At 66.3% G+C, this 16267-nt stretch carries 14 protein-coding genes and 1 tRNA gene; 10 read left to right on the forward strand and 5 right to left on the reverse strand.

Annotated features, from left to right (window positions below; translation table 11 throughout):
* The first annotated feature begins 254 nt into the window (after positions 1 to 254).
* Positions 255 to 932, forward strand: a complete 678-nt coding sequence (locus SRU_RS08645) for an HAD family hydrolase (protein ID WP_011404382.1) — start codon at positions 255 to 257, stop codon at positions 930 to 932.
* 74 nt (positions 933 to 1006) lie between these two features.
* Here the strand turns inward: SRU_RS08645 and SRU_RS08650 are convergent, their stop codons facing one another.
* A complete protein-coding gene (locus tag SRU_RS08650) occupies positions 1007 to 3817 on the reverse strand; it encodes a PAS domain-containing sensor histidine kinase (RefSeq protein ID WP_112904113.1) in 2811 nt (936 codons plus the stop codon).
* A 678-nt stretch (positions 3818 to 4495) separates the two neighbouring features.
* Here SRU_RS08650 and purN point away from each other — a divergent pair.
* The 8 genes from purN to SRU_RS08690 all read left to right on the forward strand — a co-directional run bounded on the left by purN (position 4496) and on the right by SRU_RS08690 (position 12702).
* A complete protein-coding gene (gene purN / locus SRU_RS08655; protein WP_011404384.1) occupies positions 4496 to 5149 on the forward strand; it encodes a phosphoribosylglycinamide formyltransferase in 654 nt (217 codons plus the stop codon).
* A 19-nt stretch (positions 5150 to 5168) separates the two neighbouring features.
* Positions 5169 to 6755, forward strand: coding sequence for a bifunctional phosphoribosylaminoimidazolecarboxamide formyltransferase/IMP cyclohydrolase (gene purH / locus SRU_RS08660; RefSeq protein ID WP_011404385.1), 1587 nt, complete (start codon positions 5169 to 5171; stop codon positions 6753 to 6755).
* 166 nt (positions 6756 to 6921) lie between these two features.
* On the forward strand, positions 6922 to 7929 hold the full coding sequence (locus SRU_RS08665; RefSeq protein ID WP_011404386.1) for a rod shape-determining protein: 1008 nt from the start codon (positions 6922 to 6924) through the stop codon (positions 7927 to 7929).
* Between the two features lie 55 nt (positions 7930 to 7984).
* The gene (mreC, locus tag SRU_RS08670) at positions 7985 to 8806 is read left to right on the forward strand and encodes a rod shape-determining protein MreC (RefSeq protein ID WP_013062116.1); all 822 of its coding nucleotides are present in this window, start codon (positions 7985 to 7987) and stop codon (positions 8804 to 8806) included.
* A gap of 206 nt (positions 8807 to 9012) precedes the next feature.
* Positions 9013 to 9594, forward strand: coding sequence for an ATP-dependent protease subunit HslV (gene hslV / locus SRU_RS08675; protein WP_272481475.1), 582 nt, complete (start codon positions 9013 to 9015; stop codon positions 9592 to 9594).
* 106 nt (positions 9595 to 9700) lie between these two features.
* Complete coding sequence (locus tag SRU_RS08680; RefSeq protein WP_011404389.1) at positions 9701 to 10810, forward strand: NYN domain-containing protein; 1110 nt, start codon at positions 9701 to 9703, stop codon at positions 10808 to 10810.
* A 59-nt stretch (positions 10811 to 10869) separates the two neighbouring features.
* The gene (gene hslU, locus SRU_RS08685; RefSeq protein WP_011404390.1) at positions 10870 to 12315 is read left to right on the forward strand and encodes an ATP-dependent protease ATPase subunit HslU; all 1446 of its coding nucleotides are present in this window, start codon (positions 10870 to 10872) and stop codon (positions 12313 to 12315) included.
* 21 nt (positions 12316 to 12336) lie between these two features.
* Positions 12337 to 12702, forward strand: coding sequence for a phosphoribosylaminoimidazole carboxylase (locus tag SRU_RS08690; protein WP_011404391.1), 366 nt, complete (start codon positions 12337 to 12339; stop codon positions 12700 to 12702).
* A gap of 35 nt (positions 12703 to 12737) precedes the next feature.
* On the opposite strand, the gene SRU_RS08695 is transcribed toward SRU_RS08690, so the two are convergent.
* A complete protein-coding gene (locus SRU_RS08695) occupies positions 12738 to 13589 on the reverse strand; it encodes an alpha/beta hydrolase (RefSeq protein ID WP_112904115.1) in 852 nt (283 codons plus the stop codon).
* 102 nt (positions 13590 to 13691) lie between these two features.
* Positions 13692 to 14237 (reverse strand): gamma carbonic anhydrase family protein, encoded by a 546-nt coding sequence (locus SRU_RS08700; protein WP_112905228.1) that lies wholly within the window; start codon positions 14235 to 14237, stop codon positions 13692 to 13694.
* An 82-nt stretch (positions 14238 to 14319) separates the two neighbouring features.
* On the opposite strand from SRU_RS08700, the gene SRU_RS08705 reads away from it, so the two are divergent.
* Positions 14320 to 15378, forward strand: coding sequence for an AI-2E family transporter (locus SRU_RS08705; protein ID WP_011404394.1), 1059 nt, complete (start codon positions 14320 to 14322; stop codon positions 15376 to 15378).
* A 91-nt stretch (positions 15379 to 15469) separates the two neighbouring features.
* On the opposite strand, the gene SRU_RS08710 is transcribed toward SRU_RS08705, so the two are convergent.
* Positions 15470 to 15542, reverse strand: a tRNA-Thr gene (locus SRU_RS08710).
* A 63-nt stretch (positions 15543 to 15605) separates the two neighbouring features.
* The gene (locus SRU_RS08715) at positions 15606 to 16265 is read right to left on the reverse strand and encodes a DedA family protein (protein ID WP_221231474.1); all 660 of its coding nucleotides are present in this window, start codon (positions 16263 to 16265) and stop codon (positions 15606 to 15608) included.
* Between the last annotated feature and the right edge of the window lie 2 nt (positions 16266 to 16267).

Below are 16267 nucleotides of genomic sequence, written 5' to 3' on the forward strand. Positions count from 1 at the left end.
GCGGGGCGGGCTGGCGGGAGAAACGATGCAACAGGGCCGGGCCGTCACGCTGTGATGCGGCCAACGGCGACAACCGCCCCATCTAATGCCCGACGAGAGGACGAGGTTCACGTCTGCCCCCGTGACGACTGCGCGTTTCTCGTTGTTGCTGAATTCTTCCAAGCCGGTGCCCGGCGGGATCTCCCGACGGCCGAGGGTGGTACACTCGGTGATGCGCCCCGCGTCCTCTCCTCCCCCGGATTCCCTTGTGTACAATGAGGCTTCTTCTCTTCGACATCGACGGCACCCTCGTTCGGGTGAACGGCCGCGGCCGCGAGGCCGTGAACGCCGCCTTGTCCTCGCTCATGGACCAGCCGATTTCGGCGGACGGCGTGACGTTTTCCGGCCGCACGGACCCGGCCATCGTCAAGGCGGTGCTGGCGCACAACGACCTGCCCGCGACCGACGCCCTGATTGAGGACGTGATCACGACGTACGTGGACACCATGCGGGACGTGCTGACGCCGGCGGACGTGGAGGTCCTACCGGGGGTCTCGGACCTGCTGGCCAGGTTGGACGCCCACCCGGAGATACACCTGGGCCTGGTGACGGGAAACGTCGAGCCCATCGCCTACGAGAAGCTGTCCGCACACGGCCTGGACGAGTACTTTCCCGTTGGGGCCTTCGGCAGCGACCACGCGGAGCGGAACCGATTGCCGGAGCTGGCCACCCGGCGGGCGGCCGACCACACGGGCCGTGCCTTCCGTCCCCACGAGCACGCCGTCGTCGTCGGCGACACGGCTCACGACATCGAGTGTGCGCGGGCCGTCGGCGCGCAGGCCGTGGCCGTCTGCACCGGCCGCTACGGACGGGACGACTTGTCACAACACGATCCCGACCTGCTGTTCGACTCCCTCGGGGACCCCTCCGCGTTCGTGCAGCAGGCCCTCTAGACTCGGCGCAAAGGCCCCGTCGCCGACGCGCTCTTCGGTTCGGCCCGTGCCCCCCCCCTCGCCGGCCGGCCGTTTCACTCGTCGTCGTGGGCCTTGGGGAGCCAGACCGTGATCCGTGTTCCCTCTCCCTTCTCGGTCTCCACGTCAATGCTCCCCTCCATCTGCTTCGTGGTCTCCTTCGTTACCGCGAGCCCGATGCCCGTGCCCTGATACTCTCGCGAAAACCCCTCGGAGGCCTGCCGGAAGGGCTCAAAAAGGCCCTCGGCGGTTTCGGGGTCCATGCCAATTCCCGTGTCTTCGACCTCGAAGGCAACGGCCCCCTCCTCGCGGTACGTTCGGAGGCGGACGCGCCCGCCCGCCTCCGTGTATTTAACGGCATTGGAGAGCAGATTCCGCGCGAGGATTTGCACGCCGCCCTTGTCGGCCTCGGCCCATGCCGCCTCCGTCTCCAGCTGAAGTAACACCTCCTTCTCCTCGGCCCGCGGCCGAAGCTCTTCGGCGACGGCCTCCGCCTCCTCCACCAAATCGACCGGACGGGCCTCCAGCTCCATCTCGCCGGCTTCCAGCTTCGACAGGTTCAGCACTCCCTCCAGCGTCTCGAGCAGGCGCCGCCCACTCTGCTCGATCAGTTCGGCGTAGTTCGGCAGCGGACTGTCGTCCGGCAGGTCGAGCTCCTTCGCTTCGGCATTGGTCGCTTCCGCAAACCCGATGATCGAGGTCAGCGGCGTGCGGATCTCGTGGCTCATGTTTGCGAGCAGGGAGGATTTGAGCTGACTGGCCTCCTCCGCCTCCTGCTTGGCCTCACGGAGGGCGCGCTCCCGCTGCTTCCGCTCCGTGATGTCCTGGATCGTCCCTCGAACCCGCACCACCTCGCCGTCCTCCCACTGGGGCTCGCCCCGGATGCGCGCCCACCGAACCTCGTCGCCGGCCGCGACGCGCACTTCCAGGTCGGAGGGCTTCCCCTCCTGAAGGGCGTCCCGAAGCGCCTTCTGCACCCGGGGCTGGTCCTCCGGGTGGTAATATCCCACCGCCGTGCTCGGATTCGGGTCGGCGTCGGGCGGGTAGCCGAGAATCTCGTATGCCTTCTTCGTCCAGTTGCTGGCGTCGGCCCTGGCGTCGTACTCCCAGGCCCCAACGCTGGCAATCTCCTGCGCACGGTCGAAGAGGTCGTTCTGTCGCTCCAGGGCCTCCTGGCGCCGATGTTGTTCGGTCACGTCCCGGGTGATGCCCACGATCTGGCGAACACGCCCCTCCACGACCACGGGGGCGATGCGGGTTTTCCAGTACGTTTCCCTCCCCTCCAGCGAGATGGTCTCCTCGTACAGACGGGCCTCTCGGTGTTGCACGCACCGCCGGCACTTCTCCATCATCAGCCGCCGTGCGTCGCCCCCAAACACCTCTCGTGGGGAGCGTCCCCGGATCTCCGCCTCGGCATGCCCGAACTGCTCTTCGTAGACGGGATTCACACGCCGGTACCGGAACGTCCGCCCGTCCGCCTCGCCCTCCACATCGAGGAGGAAAAGGGCATCCTGGGCGTTTTGGAAGAGCGTCTCGGACTGTCGAAGGCGCCGTTCTCGCTCCTTCCGCTCGGTGATGTCTTGAGACACCGCGAGCCCGGAGATGACGTCGCCTGCCTTCCCCCGGATTGGGAGCGTCTGCACGCGGTAGTGCTGCCCCTGGTATTCCTGTTCGTAGACGTGCTTCTCCCCGTCCAGGGCACGGCGAAAATACGTGACGTGTTCTCGCGCAATCTCGTCCGGAAACAGATCGTGCGGGGTCTTGCCCTCCACGTTCGACGGGGGGAGTCCGGCGCTCTCCAGCCGCTGCCCCCCCGCAAGCCGGAACCGCAGGTCCTCGCCGAACAGAAAGACCCCTCCGTCCGGGAAATTATCAACCAGCGTCTGGTACCGTTCCTTTACCCTCCGGAGCGTCTGCTCCCGCCGCACCCGGTCCGTGATGTCGCGCAGGTGAAACACAGCCCCTGGGCCTTTTCCCTCCGCCTGGAGGGGCGCCCCGCTCACCGAAAGCACCCGTTGGGTCCCGTCCGGCCACTGGACCGAGAGTTCCGCGTCACGCACCGACGCGCCCGTCTCCAACACGTGGTTGAAAGGAACCGCCTCCTCCGGCATCGTGTCCGCCCCGAATGGCGTCAGGGTCCATTCCACCTCCGCGTACGTTCGACCACAGATGTCGTCTTCACTGCTCCTGAGCACCTCCGCCACCCGCCCGTTCGCCTGGACAAAGGTGCCCTCCTGATCGAGGCGAACGATCGCCCCGGGGCTGGTTTCAACGAGGCGGTCGAGCAAATCGCGCTGCCGTCGAATCGTCATTCGGCCGCGGAGGGAAACACTGACCGTGAGTCCCACGACGACCATGATTGCTAGCACGACGGGGGGCTGCAGTTTCGGGGCGGGGGTCAAGAACAGCCCCCCAGCCGTCACCAGGCCCCCGAACCCGAGGAACCAAAGGACGGGCCGAAATGACTGGGCGCCGAGTTCGATGACCACCCCGATGGACGCGTATACTAGCAACAGGGCGAGCCCGTACTCACTTCTGAACTCATTTGCCGTGGCGACGGCCACAATCCAGATCATCTGGAGATACATGATCCCCCACATCAGCGGCACGTAGTGACGCCGGATCCACCTGGAGACGTAGGACAGCAGGAAGAGGCCCCCGAACAGGCCCGACAGGCCCAGGTACGCCCACATGGGACTCACCGACTCAAGCCCGGACAGCCGATAGAGGATGCTGAGGGACGTAATCAAGAACGCCCCGAGGAGGCTCATCAGGCGATAGAGCTGGATGCGGTCCTCCTCATCGGACGAGAGCGCTTCGTCGTCGGGACGAAGCAGCGAGGAAACGGTCAAGACCATGCGAACCATGTTATTCTCGGCTGAGGAGATGACGCCTCCAGAGGGAATGGTCGTGCCTTTTGCCGATGGAATGCAAAAAGCACCGCCTATACAGTTTATCTCCTCTTTTGGATAAAACTTAAATGTAAGAAGAATTTATTCACGAAATTGGGGGCTGCGTCGGATGCACTTCTCCGTTTGACTGTCGCACCTCTCCCCCAACGAGCAGAACCCATCTATTTTCTTTTCGCTGAAAATGACCGAACCCAACCAACCGTCTGATGGCTGTTTTTCTTCCGGGTCGCCTATGTGACACGGTAGTTGACCACGACCGGTTGCCTTTCACTACCATTGTAATAATGAGTTCGGGGCTCGTCCATTTCCCATTGGGGAATGCGTTCAAGGACCCATCGGGTGCGTACAGTACGCTGTGTCTTTCGATTATCGGCACGTCAGGCCCCCGATGTGCCCGGGGGCAAAGCATTTTCCCCTGGCGGAGTGGATCGCCGAGGCGTCCCGGAACGATCACCCCGAGAACGTCGAGGGGCCGTGTGTTGCTCCGCACTGCGCAGGAGAAGGCGGCGTCCGGACGTGTACGATCTCACAGCAAATTTGCCGGCGAGGTGCTAGCATTTACTGTTCCCCACCCGCATCTTGGGGAAACGAGTAGCGTACGTCCCGTCCTACTGCCCAACCGCCGGCCGGTCAATGCGTCTCGCTGTCTTTGCTTCCGGGGAAGGCACCAACTTCCAGGCCATTCTCGACGCGGTCGGCGGTGACCGCCTCCCGGCCGAGGTGGCGTGTTGCATCAGCAACACCAAGGACGCCGGAGCGCTCAAGCGGGCGGATCAACACGACGTGCCGACGGAGGTGATCCCGCCCGCGTCGTTCGAGAGTCCCGAGGCCTTCGGGCACGCACTCCTTGATGGCCTAGCCGCACACGACGTGACCTTCGTCGCGCTCGCAGGCTACATGCAGAAAATTCCGCCGAACGTGGTCGACGCCTACCGGGGCTCCATGACGAACATCCACCCCGCGCTCCTCCCGGCCTTCGGCGGCCAGGGCATGTACGGGATGCACGTCCACCGCGCCGTGATCGACTACGGCGTCCACTGGACCGGGGCCACCGTGCACCTGGTGGACGAGGAGTACGACCACGGCCCCATCGTGCTGCAGGAACCAGTCCCCGTCTACGCCGACGACACCCCCGAGGCCCTCGCCAACCGGGTCCGCGAGGTGGAACACCGCCTCTACCCGGAGGCCCTCCGCCTCTTCGCTGCGGGTCGGGTGCACCAGGACGACCGCTGCATCCGGATCGACGCCCCCGACCATCCCCGTCGCTCCCCCACTGATTCAGAATAACTCCCTCTCCCCCCTCCGCATGCCCCCCGACGCCCCCTCGCCCGTTCGCCGCGCCCTTCTCTCCGTCTACGACAAGACCGGCATCGCCGACTTCGCACGGCGGCTCCGATCGCTCGACGTAGAACTCATCTCCACCGGCGGAACCGCCGACACGCTCCGCGACGCCGGCATCGACGTCACCGACGTGGCCGACGTGACGGGCGTGCCCGAGGTGCTGGAGGGACGCGTCAAGACCCTCCACCCGGCCCTCCACGCCGGCATCCTCGCCCGCCGCTCGCGCGAGGACGACATGGCGGCACTGGACGAACACGACTACGCCCCCATCGACCTCGTCGTTGGCAACCTCTACCCCTTCTCCGAAGCGGTCCAGGATCCCGACGCCGACCCGGAGACGGTCATGGAGTACGTCGACATCGGCGGCCCGACGATGCTGCGCGCCGCGGCCAAGAACCACTTTGACGTCGGCGTGGTCTCGGCCCCCGACCAGTACGCCGCCGCCGCCGATGAGCTGGAGCAGAACGACGGACACCTCTCCGCCCCCACACGCCGGCGCCTCGCCGAGGCGGCCTTCGCCCACACGGCCGCCTACGACCAGGACATCGACGCGCACCTGTCTCGCGCCTCCGGGGCCGATGCGGACGGCGATGGCGACCTCCAGCCCACCTACAACGTCGCGTTGCCCCAGGCGCAGTCCCTTCGGTACGGCGAGAACCCGCACCAGGAGGGCGCCCTCTACGGCGATCCGTCCCCGTTCTACGACAAGCTGCACGGCAGGGCCCTCTCCTACAACAACCTGCTCGACACGAGCAGCGCCCTCGCGCTCATCGACGAGTTTCGCGACGCGGGGCCGACCTGTGCGATCCTCAAACACACCAACCCCAGCGGCGTCGCCACCGCCGACACCCTGGAGGAGGCGTGGCACCAGGCCTTTGCCACCGACACCCAGTCTCCCTACGGCGGCATCGTCGTCGTAAACCAGGCCCTCGACCAGGCCACCGCGGAGGCCATCGACGAGATCTTTACCGAGATCGTCATTGCGCCCGAGTTTGAACCCGGCGTGCTCGAGTTCCTCACGGAGCAGGACCGGCGCCGGGTCGTCCGGGCCAAACAGCCGGCTCGGGGCACCGACCGGCTGGACGTCCGCTCCGTGCTGGGCGGGCTGCTGGTGCAGACGCGCGACCCGGCGCTGCCCCCCGCCGCCACCGCCCGGGACGGCTGGGAGGTCCCGACCGCCCGCGCCCCCTCCGACGACGAGCGCGCCGACCTCGACTTTGCCTGGCGCGTGGCCAAGCACGTGAAGAGCAACGCGATCGTGTACGCCCGCGATCAGGCCACCCTCGGCGTCGGGGCCGGGCAGATGAGCCGCATCGACGCCTCCGAGCTGGCGGTGTTCAAGGCCGAAAAGTCGGAACTTGACCTCACCGGCTCCGTGGTAGCGTCCGACGCATTTTTCCCGTTTGCCGACGGCCTGGAAGCCGCGGCCAACGAAGGGGCTCGCGCGGCCATTCAGCCCGGTGGGTCCATCCGCGACGACGACGTCATCGAGGCCGCCGACGCCCACGACGTGGCCATGATTCTCACCGGTCAGCGGCATTTCCGGCACTGAGCGCACGCCGGGGAGCGCCCTCCACGCTCGGAAGGGCCGCCGTGCTCGCGCCCCCTTCCGGGCGCAGGCCATTTCTGAACCGCCGCCCCCACCGTCTCTGCTCCACCGGCCGGCTCAGCCACACCCCCGTTCTCCTCCTCCGGCCCTCATCCGTACAGAACAATCGATGTTTTTCAACCTCTCTCAGGACGTTGCCATTGACCTCGGGACGGCGAACACCCTCGTGTACATCCGCGGTGAGGGCATTGTCCTTAACGAGCCGAGCATCGTCGTGGTCGATTCCGACACGAACGAAGTGCGGGAGATTGGCCACGAGGCCCTCCAGATGCACGAGCGCACCCACCAGGACATCGAGACGATCTGGCCGTTGCGGGACGGCGTCATCGCCGATTTCAAGGTCGCCGAGGAGATGATCCAGGGCCTGCTCCGGAAGGTCAAGAACAACTGGCTCACCTCCATCCGGAGCATGGTCGTGTGCGTCCCGAGCGGCATCACGGAGGTCGAAAAGCGCGCCGTGCGGGACTCCGCCGAGCACGCTGGGGCCCGGAAGGTCAACCTCGTGTCCGAACCGATGGCGGCGGCCATCGGCATTGGCCTCGACATCCAGGAGGCCGTAGGCAACATGGTCGTGGACATTGGCGGCGGGACGACCGAAATTGCCGTGATTGCCCTCTCCGGCATCGTGCTGGACGAGTCGCTCCGGGTCGGAGGGGCCGAACTCGACAAGGCAATCGTGCAGTATTTCAAGCGCAATCACAATCTGCTCATCGGCTCCCGGACCGCCGAGCGCATCAAATGTGAGGTGGGCAGCGCCATCGAGCTCGACACAGAGCTGGACCTGTCCGTAAAAGGACGCGACCTCGTGAGCGGGATCCCCAAGGTGCGCACGATCTCGTCGGTCAATGTGCGCGAGGCCCTCCACGACAACCTCGAACAGATCAGCGCCGCCGTCCTGCGCACGCTCGAGCGCACCCCCCCGGAGCTGGGGGCGGACGTGCTGGAGCGGGGCATCATGATGACCGGGGGTGGGGCCCTCCTCGAAGGCATCGACCAGATGCTCCGCGACCGCGTGGAGCTCCCGGTGTACGTGGCCGAGGACCCCCTGAAGGCCGTCGTGCGCGGCACCGGCGAGGTCTTGGAGAACCTGGAAAACTACGAGCGCGTCCTCACCTGAAACGGCACGATGCGCCCTGTCGGTGCCCTTTCGGACCGGATGTCCCCTTCCACCCATGGCGTCTCAGACCCGCCCCACCGACTGGCTTCTTCTGGGCGCCGTTCTTCTGGTGGCGGCGACCCTGATGCTGACCCAAAACCAGCCGCTGGTGCGCTCCCTGCGGGCCCAGGCCCTGGGGTGGACCGCCCAGGTCGAGAGCACCTTCGCGTGGATGGGCCGCTACCTCCGCGTCCTCGAACGCAACGACGAGCTACGGCGTGAAAACATTCAACTCTCCAGCCAGGTCGCCCGCACCCGCGACGTGCGCCAGCGCAACGACGAGCTGCGGCGCCTGCTCGGCCTCACGGACACGACCGACGCCCGCCTCCGTCCGGCCCGCATTGTCACAAAAGACATCTTCCAGAAGGACAACTTCCTCATCCTCGATGTCGGCACCGCCGACAGCGTGGCGGAGGGGATGCCGGTCGTGCATGAACGGGGCATTGTCGGCACCGTCGTCCTGACCAACGAGCACTACGCCCGGGTCATGCCCTTCCTCAACACGGACTTCCGGGTGCCGGGCACGGTCCTCCCGCTCCGGGCCGAAGGCATTGTCCGCTGGGATGGCGAGCGCCTCGACCGGCTCCAGCTCGACCACGTCGTGGAAACCGAACCCGTGGAGACGGGCCAGCGCGTGGTGACCAGTGGCCACAGCAATGTCTTCCCCCCGGGGCGCCGCATTGGGACCATCGACTCCGTGGCCGCCCCCGCCGGACGAAGCGAGCTCGACATTTTCCTCCGGCCCGCCGTTCCGCTCTACGAGATTAGCCACGCGGTCGTTATTTTGCGGGAGCCTGCCCCGGCGCAACAGGCCCTCGAAGAACCGCCCTCCCGGTAGCCCGCCCCTGTGCGGCACCGCCATTCGTCGACGTGTGAGGGTCGGAGCACGATCCACCAGGCGCCCCGGCTAAAGTTTGGCAAAAAACGCGGCGTGTGACGGTCTGGCCGGTCAGTCTCGAACCGCCCCTCGCGTGAGTCGTACATGTGGGGTGTAAGATTCCTGCTTGTGGAACGCCCCTGCAGGACGCGCTCTCTCCCACTGCGATGTTTCCTTCTTCGTACATGACCGCCGACACCGACTCCCCCCACGCCACGACCGTCCTCGGCGTCCGCCACAACGGGCAGATTGCCCTTGGGTCGGACGGCCAGGCCACCATGAACGAGACGGTCGTCAAGCACAAGGCCGAGAAGGTTCGGTCGCTGTACGACGGGGACATTCTGGCCGGATTTGCCGGGTCCACCGCCGACGCCTTCACCCTGTTCGAACGCTTCGAAGAGAAGCTCCAGGAGTACGGCGGCAACGTGGCCCGGGCGGCCGTGGAACTGGCGAAGGAGTGGCGCACCGACAAGTATCTCCGCCGCCTAGAAGCCCTTTTGGCGGTGGCCTCCCCCGGGGAGCTGCTTCTGATCAGCGGGGCGGGCGACGTCATCGAGCCCGACGACGACATCATCGCGATTGGGTCCGGGGGCTCGTTCGCCCTCGCCGCAAGCCGCGCCCTCCTTCAAAACGCGCAGGGGCTTACCGCTCGTGACATCGTCGAAAACGGCCTCTCAATCGCCGCGGACATTTGCATCTACACGAATCATAACCGAACCATCCGCGACATTGAGGCCGAGTCGGACTAGCGGCGAACGTCAACTGCTGTGCGGCCTTCGGGGGCTCCATTCATGACAAGCGACCGGCCCCGAGGCCTCGACATTATATTTTCCGAAACCAAGGGCACACCTGTTTATGTCCTACGATGCTCCAACCGACGGCGTCCCGCCACGACAGGCCGCCATGTTTGTCGACTACGACAATCTTTATTCCATCCTCAAGTCCCAAAGCGGGCGGGACCGATCGACCAGCGCGTACGCGGAGGAGATTTTCGAGGAGGTTCGCCGCTACCTTGAAGAGGGCGACGACACCCCCACCATTTACGGCCGCGCCTACGGCACCTTCGACACGCTGCTCGACGAGAACGACGCGCCGGTCCCCTCCGCCCTGCACCGGGAGGGCATCAACCCAATTCACGTGCCCGCGGGGATGCAGGACAATACCTCCGAGGTCCGGCTCACGCTCGACGTGACCCAGGCCCTGACGCGCCGCTCGGACCTGCAGACGGTTGTCATTATCACGGGGAATCGCCCCTATCTTCCGCTCGTCCGCTGGATTCGGGAGCAGGGCTGCCGCCCCCTCGTGGCCGCCGTCAATCCCCCACAGACGGCGGATACGCCCTCGTTCGCCGAGGACAGTCGGTACCTCGACGCCCGCAACCTCCTCAGCGAAGAGTCGCGGGAGGACCTGTTGGCGAACGCCCCCACCAGTGGGTCCGCGTACACCCGCGCCCAGTCGCCCGACGCCCCGCCCCCTCAGCAGTTTCAGTCGCTCGACAACCCCGGGGCACGACGGGCCATCAAAATTACGGAGGAGCACTTCGGGCAGTACGACGAGGTGTACCTGACGCCCCTGCTCCGCAAGCTCTCCGACCTTATGGGCCCGGACGAGGACCCCAAATCGCTCGTGAGCGAACTGGAGGCCGCTGGGGCCGCCCGCCTGGAGAAACGGAACGGCTATCCGTACAACTACACGGTCCTCATCGTCAACGACGAGCACCCCGACGTCCAGGACCTCCACGAGACGCTCGGCCGTTCCTCGTCGACCACGGACGCGTCCTCGGGCGGCGACGCCGGCAGCGAATCCCCCGACTCCAGCCCCGATTCGGGCCGCAACGACGACGAAAAGAGGTCCGCCGACGCACACGACATGGACGGAGCCGTCCCGTCGCCGACCGCCTCGGCCTCTACCGTCACGAGCGAAACCGGGGGCGAAACGTCCCCCCGTACGGACACCGAGGAGTAAACCGACCGGCGTCCCTCCCTTCCAAGCATCCTTCCGATTACCCCTGAGTCCGCCCCTGTATGCCTGACGTCACCCAGCACGTTGAAGACCTTACCCCCCGCCAGATCGTCGACGAGCTCGACAAGTACATCATCGGGCAGGAGGACGCCAAGAAGAACGTGGCAATTGCCCTCCGCAACCGATGGCGCCGCCAGAACGCGCCGAAGGACATGCGGGACGAGATCGTGCCGAACAACATCATCATGATCGGCCCCACCGGCGTGGGCAAGACCGAGATCGCCCGCCGCCTGGCCCGCCTCGCCCGGGCCCCCTTCATCAAGGTGGAGGCCTCCAAGTTTACGGAGGTCGGCTACGTGGGGCGCGACGTGGACAGCATGATCCGCGACCTCACGGACATCGCGGTCAACATGGTGGAGAAGGAGCACAGAGAGGAGGTGCAGGACCGGGCGCGGGAGCTGGCCGAGGAGCGCATCCTGGACATTCTCATCCCCCCCGACGACGACACGCAGTCTCAGGCCGGCGACGGGGCCTCCGACGAGCCGGGCTTCACGGTGAGCGACACGGACGACGCCGAGGCGGAGGGCGAGCAGACGAGCCTCCGGGCCCGCACCCGCGAGAAGTTTCGGGACAAGCTGGAGCGGGGCGACCTCGACGACCGGGAGATTGAGATTGAGGTCACGTCCGACTCGCAGTCGATGATGCAGATGTTCGGCCCCATGGGCATGGAGGAAATGGGCGTCAACCTGGAGGAGCTCTTCGGCAACCTCGGGGGCGGCCAGAAGCGCAAGACGCGGCGCGTGACCGTGGAGGAGGCCCGCGAGATCCTCACGCAGGAGGAGGCGCAGAAGCTGATCGACATGGATCAGGTGAAGGAGGACGCGCTGGAGCGGGTTCAGCAGGCCGGCATCGTGTTCGTCGACGAGATCGACAAGGTGGCCTCCGGCACCCGCACCCGCGACGAGGGCGGACAGGGCGCCGGCGTGTCCCGGCAGGGCGTGCAGCGGGACCTCCTCCCCATCGTGGAGGGCTCCACCGTCACCACCAAGCACGGCATGGTGGAGACCGACCACATTCTCTTCGTCGCCAGCGGGGCCTTCCACGCCTCCAAGCCCAGCGACCTCATTCCCGAGCTGCAGGGCCGCTTTCCCATCCGGGTGGAGCTCAACAACCTCGACGAGGACGACTTCTACGAGATCCTCACGAAGCCCAAGAATGCGCTCGTCAAGCAGTACCGCGCCCTCTTCCGATCCGAGGACGTCACGATTGAGTTCGAGAAGGAAGGGGTTAGCGAGCTCGCACGGATCGCCGCCGAGGTGAACGCCGACGTGGAGAACATCGGCGCGCGACGCCTCCACACGGTGCTGACGACGCTCCTGGAGGACCTTCTGTTCGACGTCCCCGAGGAAATCCCGCCCGGCTCCAAGATCACCATCGACGCCGACATGGTGCGGGATCGCCTGAGTTCAATCGCGTCGAGCCGCGACCTCAGTCAGTACATCCTATAGCGTGCGGCCGTCGCCCCCACCATGTCGGACCCCGATCACTCTGCACTCCGTCTCCACCCCGCCAGCGGGGCGCTCATCCTGGGACTCGACTGGCTCCTGTTTTCGGAGAACGCGGTTACGCTCGGGCTCTCGACGCCTTTCGTTGCGATCATTGGGCTCGTCGTGGCGGGCCTCGGTACCGGCATTGTTCAGCGCCGCTACGGGGCGGACGGGATGGGCGTCGCTGTTCTGAAGGGCCTCCTGGCCGGAATCACGGTGGGCATTCCCCTTCCGGTGGCCGGCACGGCCGTGGGCGGCGGCATACTCGCCCTCAGCGGGCTCAACACGGGCTGGCGCTCCCCATCGGAGGGGCCGCCGCCGTCTTCGTCCCGCGACGGCGACTCCTGACGGGTCCGCACGGCCCTCGGCCGCGGCACGGTGGCCTACCGGGACGACTGGGCCGAGGCCTCCGTGGTGATCTCGTCGATCAGGGCGCGATACGCCGCCCGCACCTCCGGGTCTTCGTAGAGGTCATTGTGGCCCCCTCCGTCCACGATGACGAGCCGACGGTTCTCGCTCGCCGCCTCGGCGTGCAGGCGCCGGGCCATGGCCGGGTTCGTGACCTGGTCCTCACTACCCCCCACCACGAGTAGGGGCACCTCCAGGGACCGAACCCGCTCCAGGTTGTCGTCCTGCTGCAGGGCCGGATCCACCTCGACGCCGAGGAAGAGCCGGACGTACCACGGGAAGAGGTAGCTCTTCCAGTCGTTAACGTTGGTGGCGGGGTTTTCGAGCACGACCCCACCCACTGTGCGTTCGGACGCGACGTGCGTGGCGAGGAAGCTGCCCAGCGAATGCCCCCAGACCAGAAGTTCGTCCGGCGAGACCCCCGGACGCGCGACCAGGGAGTCGTACACCGCAAGCGCATCGTCGCGGACGTTCGCGGCACTGGGCGCGCCGTCGCTCCGTCCGTATCCGCGGTAGTCCCAAAGAAACGCGTTCACCGGGGGGCGCGTCAGGGCACGCAAGTACCCCTTCGACTGGACGAGATAAAACCCGTTGCCCCCGAAGAAGAGGACGGTCGTCTCGGCGTCGGCCTGCGTGAGGTGCCAGCCGTTGACCGAGGCACTGTCCGCAACCGGAATGTTGCGGACCGAAAGGTCGACGTCGTCAACGGAGAACGTCTCGGGCGTCACCGACGGCTTCGGCTGAAAGACCGTTTCCTCGTCGATCGTGATTGTGGAGCATCCCGCGAGTACGACCGACAGGGCCAGCAGGAGAACGGTGGTGCGCATAAACTGGAGGACGTGATGCGGAAGAACAGGCAGCGGTGCGGCGAATGGCAAGCCACCGACGTGGGTCCCCCACGATGCAACCCCACCGTAACGCTTTCCCGGCTACACCGGATCGTACCACGGATTCTCGGCCGGCCTCTCCGTCCCGGCGTGCACGTCGGCGTAGCGCAGGTAGTTGTCCGCGCCGTCCCGAATCCCCGCCACCTCTTCGTCCGTCACCGTCCGCACCACCTCGGCGGGCTGGCCGAGGACGAGCGACCGGGGCGGCACCCGGGTGCCCTTCGTCACCAGCGCCTGCGCCCCCACGATGCTGTGGCGACCAATCACGGCGTGGTCCAGGATCGTCGCCCCCATGCCCACCAGCACCTCGTCCTCCACGGTGCACCCGTGCACGATGGCCCCGTGTCCAATTGTGACCCGCGCGCCAATGTCGGCCGGCGCCGTGCCGTGCGTGACGTGGACGACCGTGTGGTCCTGTACGTTGGTCTCGGGCCCCACGCGGATCCAGTTCACGTCCCCTCGCAGGGTGCAGTGGTGCCAGATGCTTGCGTCGCGCCCCAGAATGACGTCTCCGACGAGGGCGGCCGTCTCCGCGATGTAGTTCGTGTCGTCGTGCGTGGGCTCGACGCCCAGAAAAGGCTTGATCATGGTGCGGCTGAGGAGGATATTTGGCGATACGTTTTGGCGACCCATCTCGATGTATTCTGCGCCCTTCCACGGTCTTTCGTTTATGGCTGCGTCGTCCCCCGACTCGTACATCTCACGCCGCCCCTACGTGACGATGGGGCTGACCGTGGCGGGGGTACTCGTCCTCGTCGTCGCAACGCAGTTGGTCGAGGTACTGTTTACCGTTTTCGCCGGCATTCTGCTGGCCGTCTTTCTCGCGGGGGTGACCCAGGAGTTGACCGAGGACACCCGCCTGCCCCGCCCTCTCGCTGTCGCCCTCACGCTGATTGGACTAGGGGGCGTGCTCGTAGGCCTCTGGGCACTGGCCGGGCCCGACATTTCCGAGCAGGCGAGTGCCCTGGCCACCCTGCTTCCGGACGCGGCCGAGCGTCTCGCCTCCCGCATCCGCACGACCGTTCAACGGTACGGTTGGATGCAGCGGTACGTGGACCCCAGTCAGCTCTTGCCGCCGGTCTCCAGTGTGCTGGGCCGCGTGACGAATGTATTTCGGGACACCCTCAACCTTCTCGTCAACGGGTTCATCATCCTTTTTATCGGGATCTACGGCGGGGCGGCCCCGCAGTCGTACCTCGATGGTGTGGTTCAGCTGGTCCCCCCCTCCTCGCGCCCCCGGGCCCGAGACGTCCTCTCCGCGCTTGGGCGGGCCCTGCGCTGGTGGCTCACCGGCCGGCTGATTCTCATGCTGATCGTCGGGGTGCTGACGGCCGTCGGGTTGAAGGTGGTCGGCATTCCGTCCCCCATCGCCCTCGGGCTCCTCGCCGCTCTCTTTTCCTTCGTGCCGTACCTGGGGCCCGTCCTGTCCGTGCTGCCGGCCCTGCTCGTGGCCTCCCTGATTGGGCCCACGGAGGTGCTCTACGTCATTCTGGTCTACGGGGCGGTGCAGTTGCTGGAAAGCTACCTCATCTCTCCGCTCGTGCAGCAGCAGGCCGTCCACATCCCGCCCGCCACCGTCATTACGGCCCAGTTCATCGGGGGCGTGAGTGCCGGGGCCGGGGGCGTGCTCCTGGCCACCCCCTTCGCCATCGTCGTGATCGTGCTCGTGCAGACGCTTTACGTGGAGGACGTGCTGGGCGATGAGGTCTCGCTTCTGGGCGAACACTGAGCGCGGCCCAGCCCCTCGACGTGGGCACGGCTCAGGATTCAAACACAAAACCCTCGGACGCACCTGGCGTCCAAGGGGCAATTTTCTGTAGAGCTGACGGGCGGACTCGAACCGCCAGCCTGCGCATTACAAGTGCGCTGCTCTACCAGTTGAGCTACGTCAGCAAACGGGGCCGAGGCGACCAGCCACCCGGATCAACTATTCGCATCGTGCCGAGTTTCGACCGGTCAGCGGGGTTCAGAGGGGGGGCCGCCGTCGTCGCCCCCAGTCGCCGTCCTCCGCTGGCGCCGCCAGTACCACCGTGCCCCCAGCCCGACCGCACCCAGAACCAGTATCGTCAAGACGATGCGGCCGTAGGCCCGGAGGTACGTCACGACGAGGTCCCAGTTTTCCCCGACGGCGTACCCCGCGTAGCTGATAAGCCCCGTCCAGACCAGCGCGCTCACCGTGCACCACCAGGCCGTACGGGCCGTCTCCATCCGAAACATGCCCGCCGTCAACGAAATCACCGACCGGGCCCCACTTAAAAAGCGATTGGCCGCGATGACGCCGTAGCCGTACTGGTGAATCCAGCGCTGCGCGCGGTCGAAGCCCTCACGGGGCAGCCACTGCAGGCGATCGGGGTTCAGGACCGAACGGCCCAGCTTGTACCCGACGGCATACATCGTCATGAAGCCGAGTGCGCCCCCGACCGTGGAGAGAAGAATCACGACGCCGAGGTGCAATTGCCCGAGGCCCGCCATGTACCCCCCAAAGACCACGACCATGTCGCCCGGGATCGGGGGCAGCACGTTCTCGCCGTACGCGATGACGAGCAGGGTGACGTACGCCCAGATCGGGGAAAGCGCCTCCATCCAGGCAAAGAAGTTGGAGAATCCGTCGAGCATAC

The sequence above is a fragment of the Salinibacter ruber DSM 13855 genome (genome assembly GCF_000013045.1).
In the GTDB taxonomy this organism is placed as follows: domain Bacteria; phylum Bacteroidota; class Rhodothermia; order Rhodothermales; family Salinibacteraceae; genus Salinibacter; species Salinibacter ruber.

Excerpts from the sequence above, each read along its gene's own strand:
- purH (WP_011404385.1), top strand. The coding sequence starts at position 5,169 with ATGCCCCCCGACGCCCCCTCGCCCGTTCGCCGCGCCCTTCTCTCCGTC.
- mreC (WP_013062116.1), top strand. The coding sequence starts at position 7,985 with ATGGCGTCTCAGACCCGCCCCACCGACTGGCTTCTTCTGGGCGCCGTT.
- SRU_RS08690 (WP_011404391.1), top strand. The coding sequence starts at position 12,337 with ATGTCGGACCCCGATCACTCTGCACTCCGTCTCCACCCCGCCAGCGGG.
- SRU_RS08650 (WP_112904113.1), bottom strand. The coding sequence starts at position 3,817 with ATGGTTCGCATGGTCTTGACCGTTTCCTCGCTGCTTCGTCCCGACGAC.
- SRU_RS08705 (WP_011404394.1), top strand. The coding sequence starts at position 14,320 with ATGGCTGCGTCGTCCCCCGACTCGTACATCTCACGCCGCCCCTACGTG.
- SRU_RS08715 (WP_221231474.1), bottom strand. The coding sequence starts at position 16,265 with ATGCTCGACGGATTCTCCAACTTCTTTGCCTGGATGGAGGCGCTTTCC.
- SRU_RS08700 (WP_112905228.1), bottom strand. The coding sequence starts at position 14,237 with ATGATCAAGCCTTTTCTGGGCGTCGAGCCCACGCACGACGACACGAAC.
- hslV (WP_272481475.1), top strand. The coding sequence starts at position 9,013 with ATGTTTCCTTCTTCGTACATGACCGCCGACACCGACTCCCCCCACGCC.
- SRU_RS08695 (WP_112904115.1), bottom strand. The coding sequence starts at position 13,589 with ATGCGCACCACCGTTCTCCTGCTGGCCCTGTCGGTCGTACTCGCGGGA.
- purN (WP_011404384.1), top strand. The coding sequence starts at position 4,496 with ATGCGTCTCGCTGTCTTTGCTTCCGGGGAAGGCACCAACTTCCAGGCC.
- SRU_RS08665 (WP_011404386.1), top strand. The coding sequence starts at position 6,922 with ATGTTTTTCAACCTCTCTCAGGACGTTGCCATTGACCTCGGGACGGCG.
- hslU (WP_011404390.1), top strand. The coding sequence starts at position 10,870 with ATGCCTGACGTCACCCAGCACGTTGAAGACCTTACCCCCCGCCAGATC.
- SRU_RS08680 (WP_011404389.1), top strand. The coding sequence starts at position 9,701 with ATGTCCTACGATGCTCCAACCGACGGCGTCCCGCCACGACAGGCCGCC.
- SRU_RS08645 (WP_011404382.1), top strand. The coding sequence starts at position 255 with ATGAGGCTTCTTCTCTTCGACATCGACGGCACCCTCGTTCGGGTGAAC.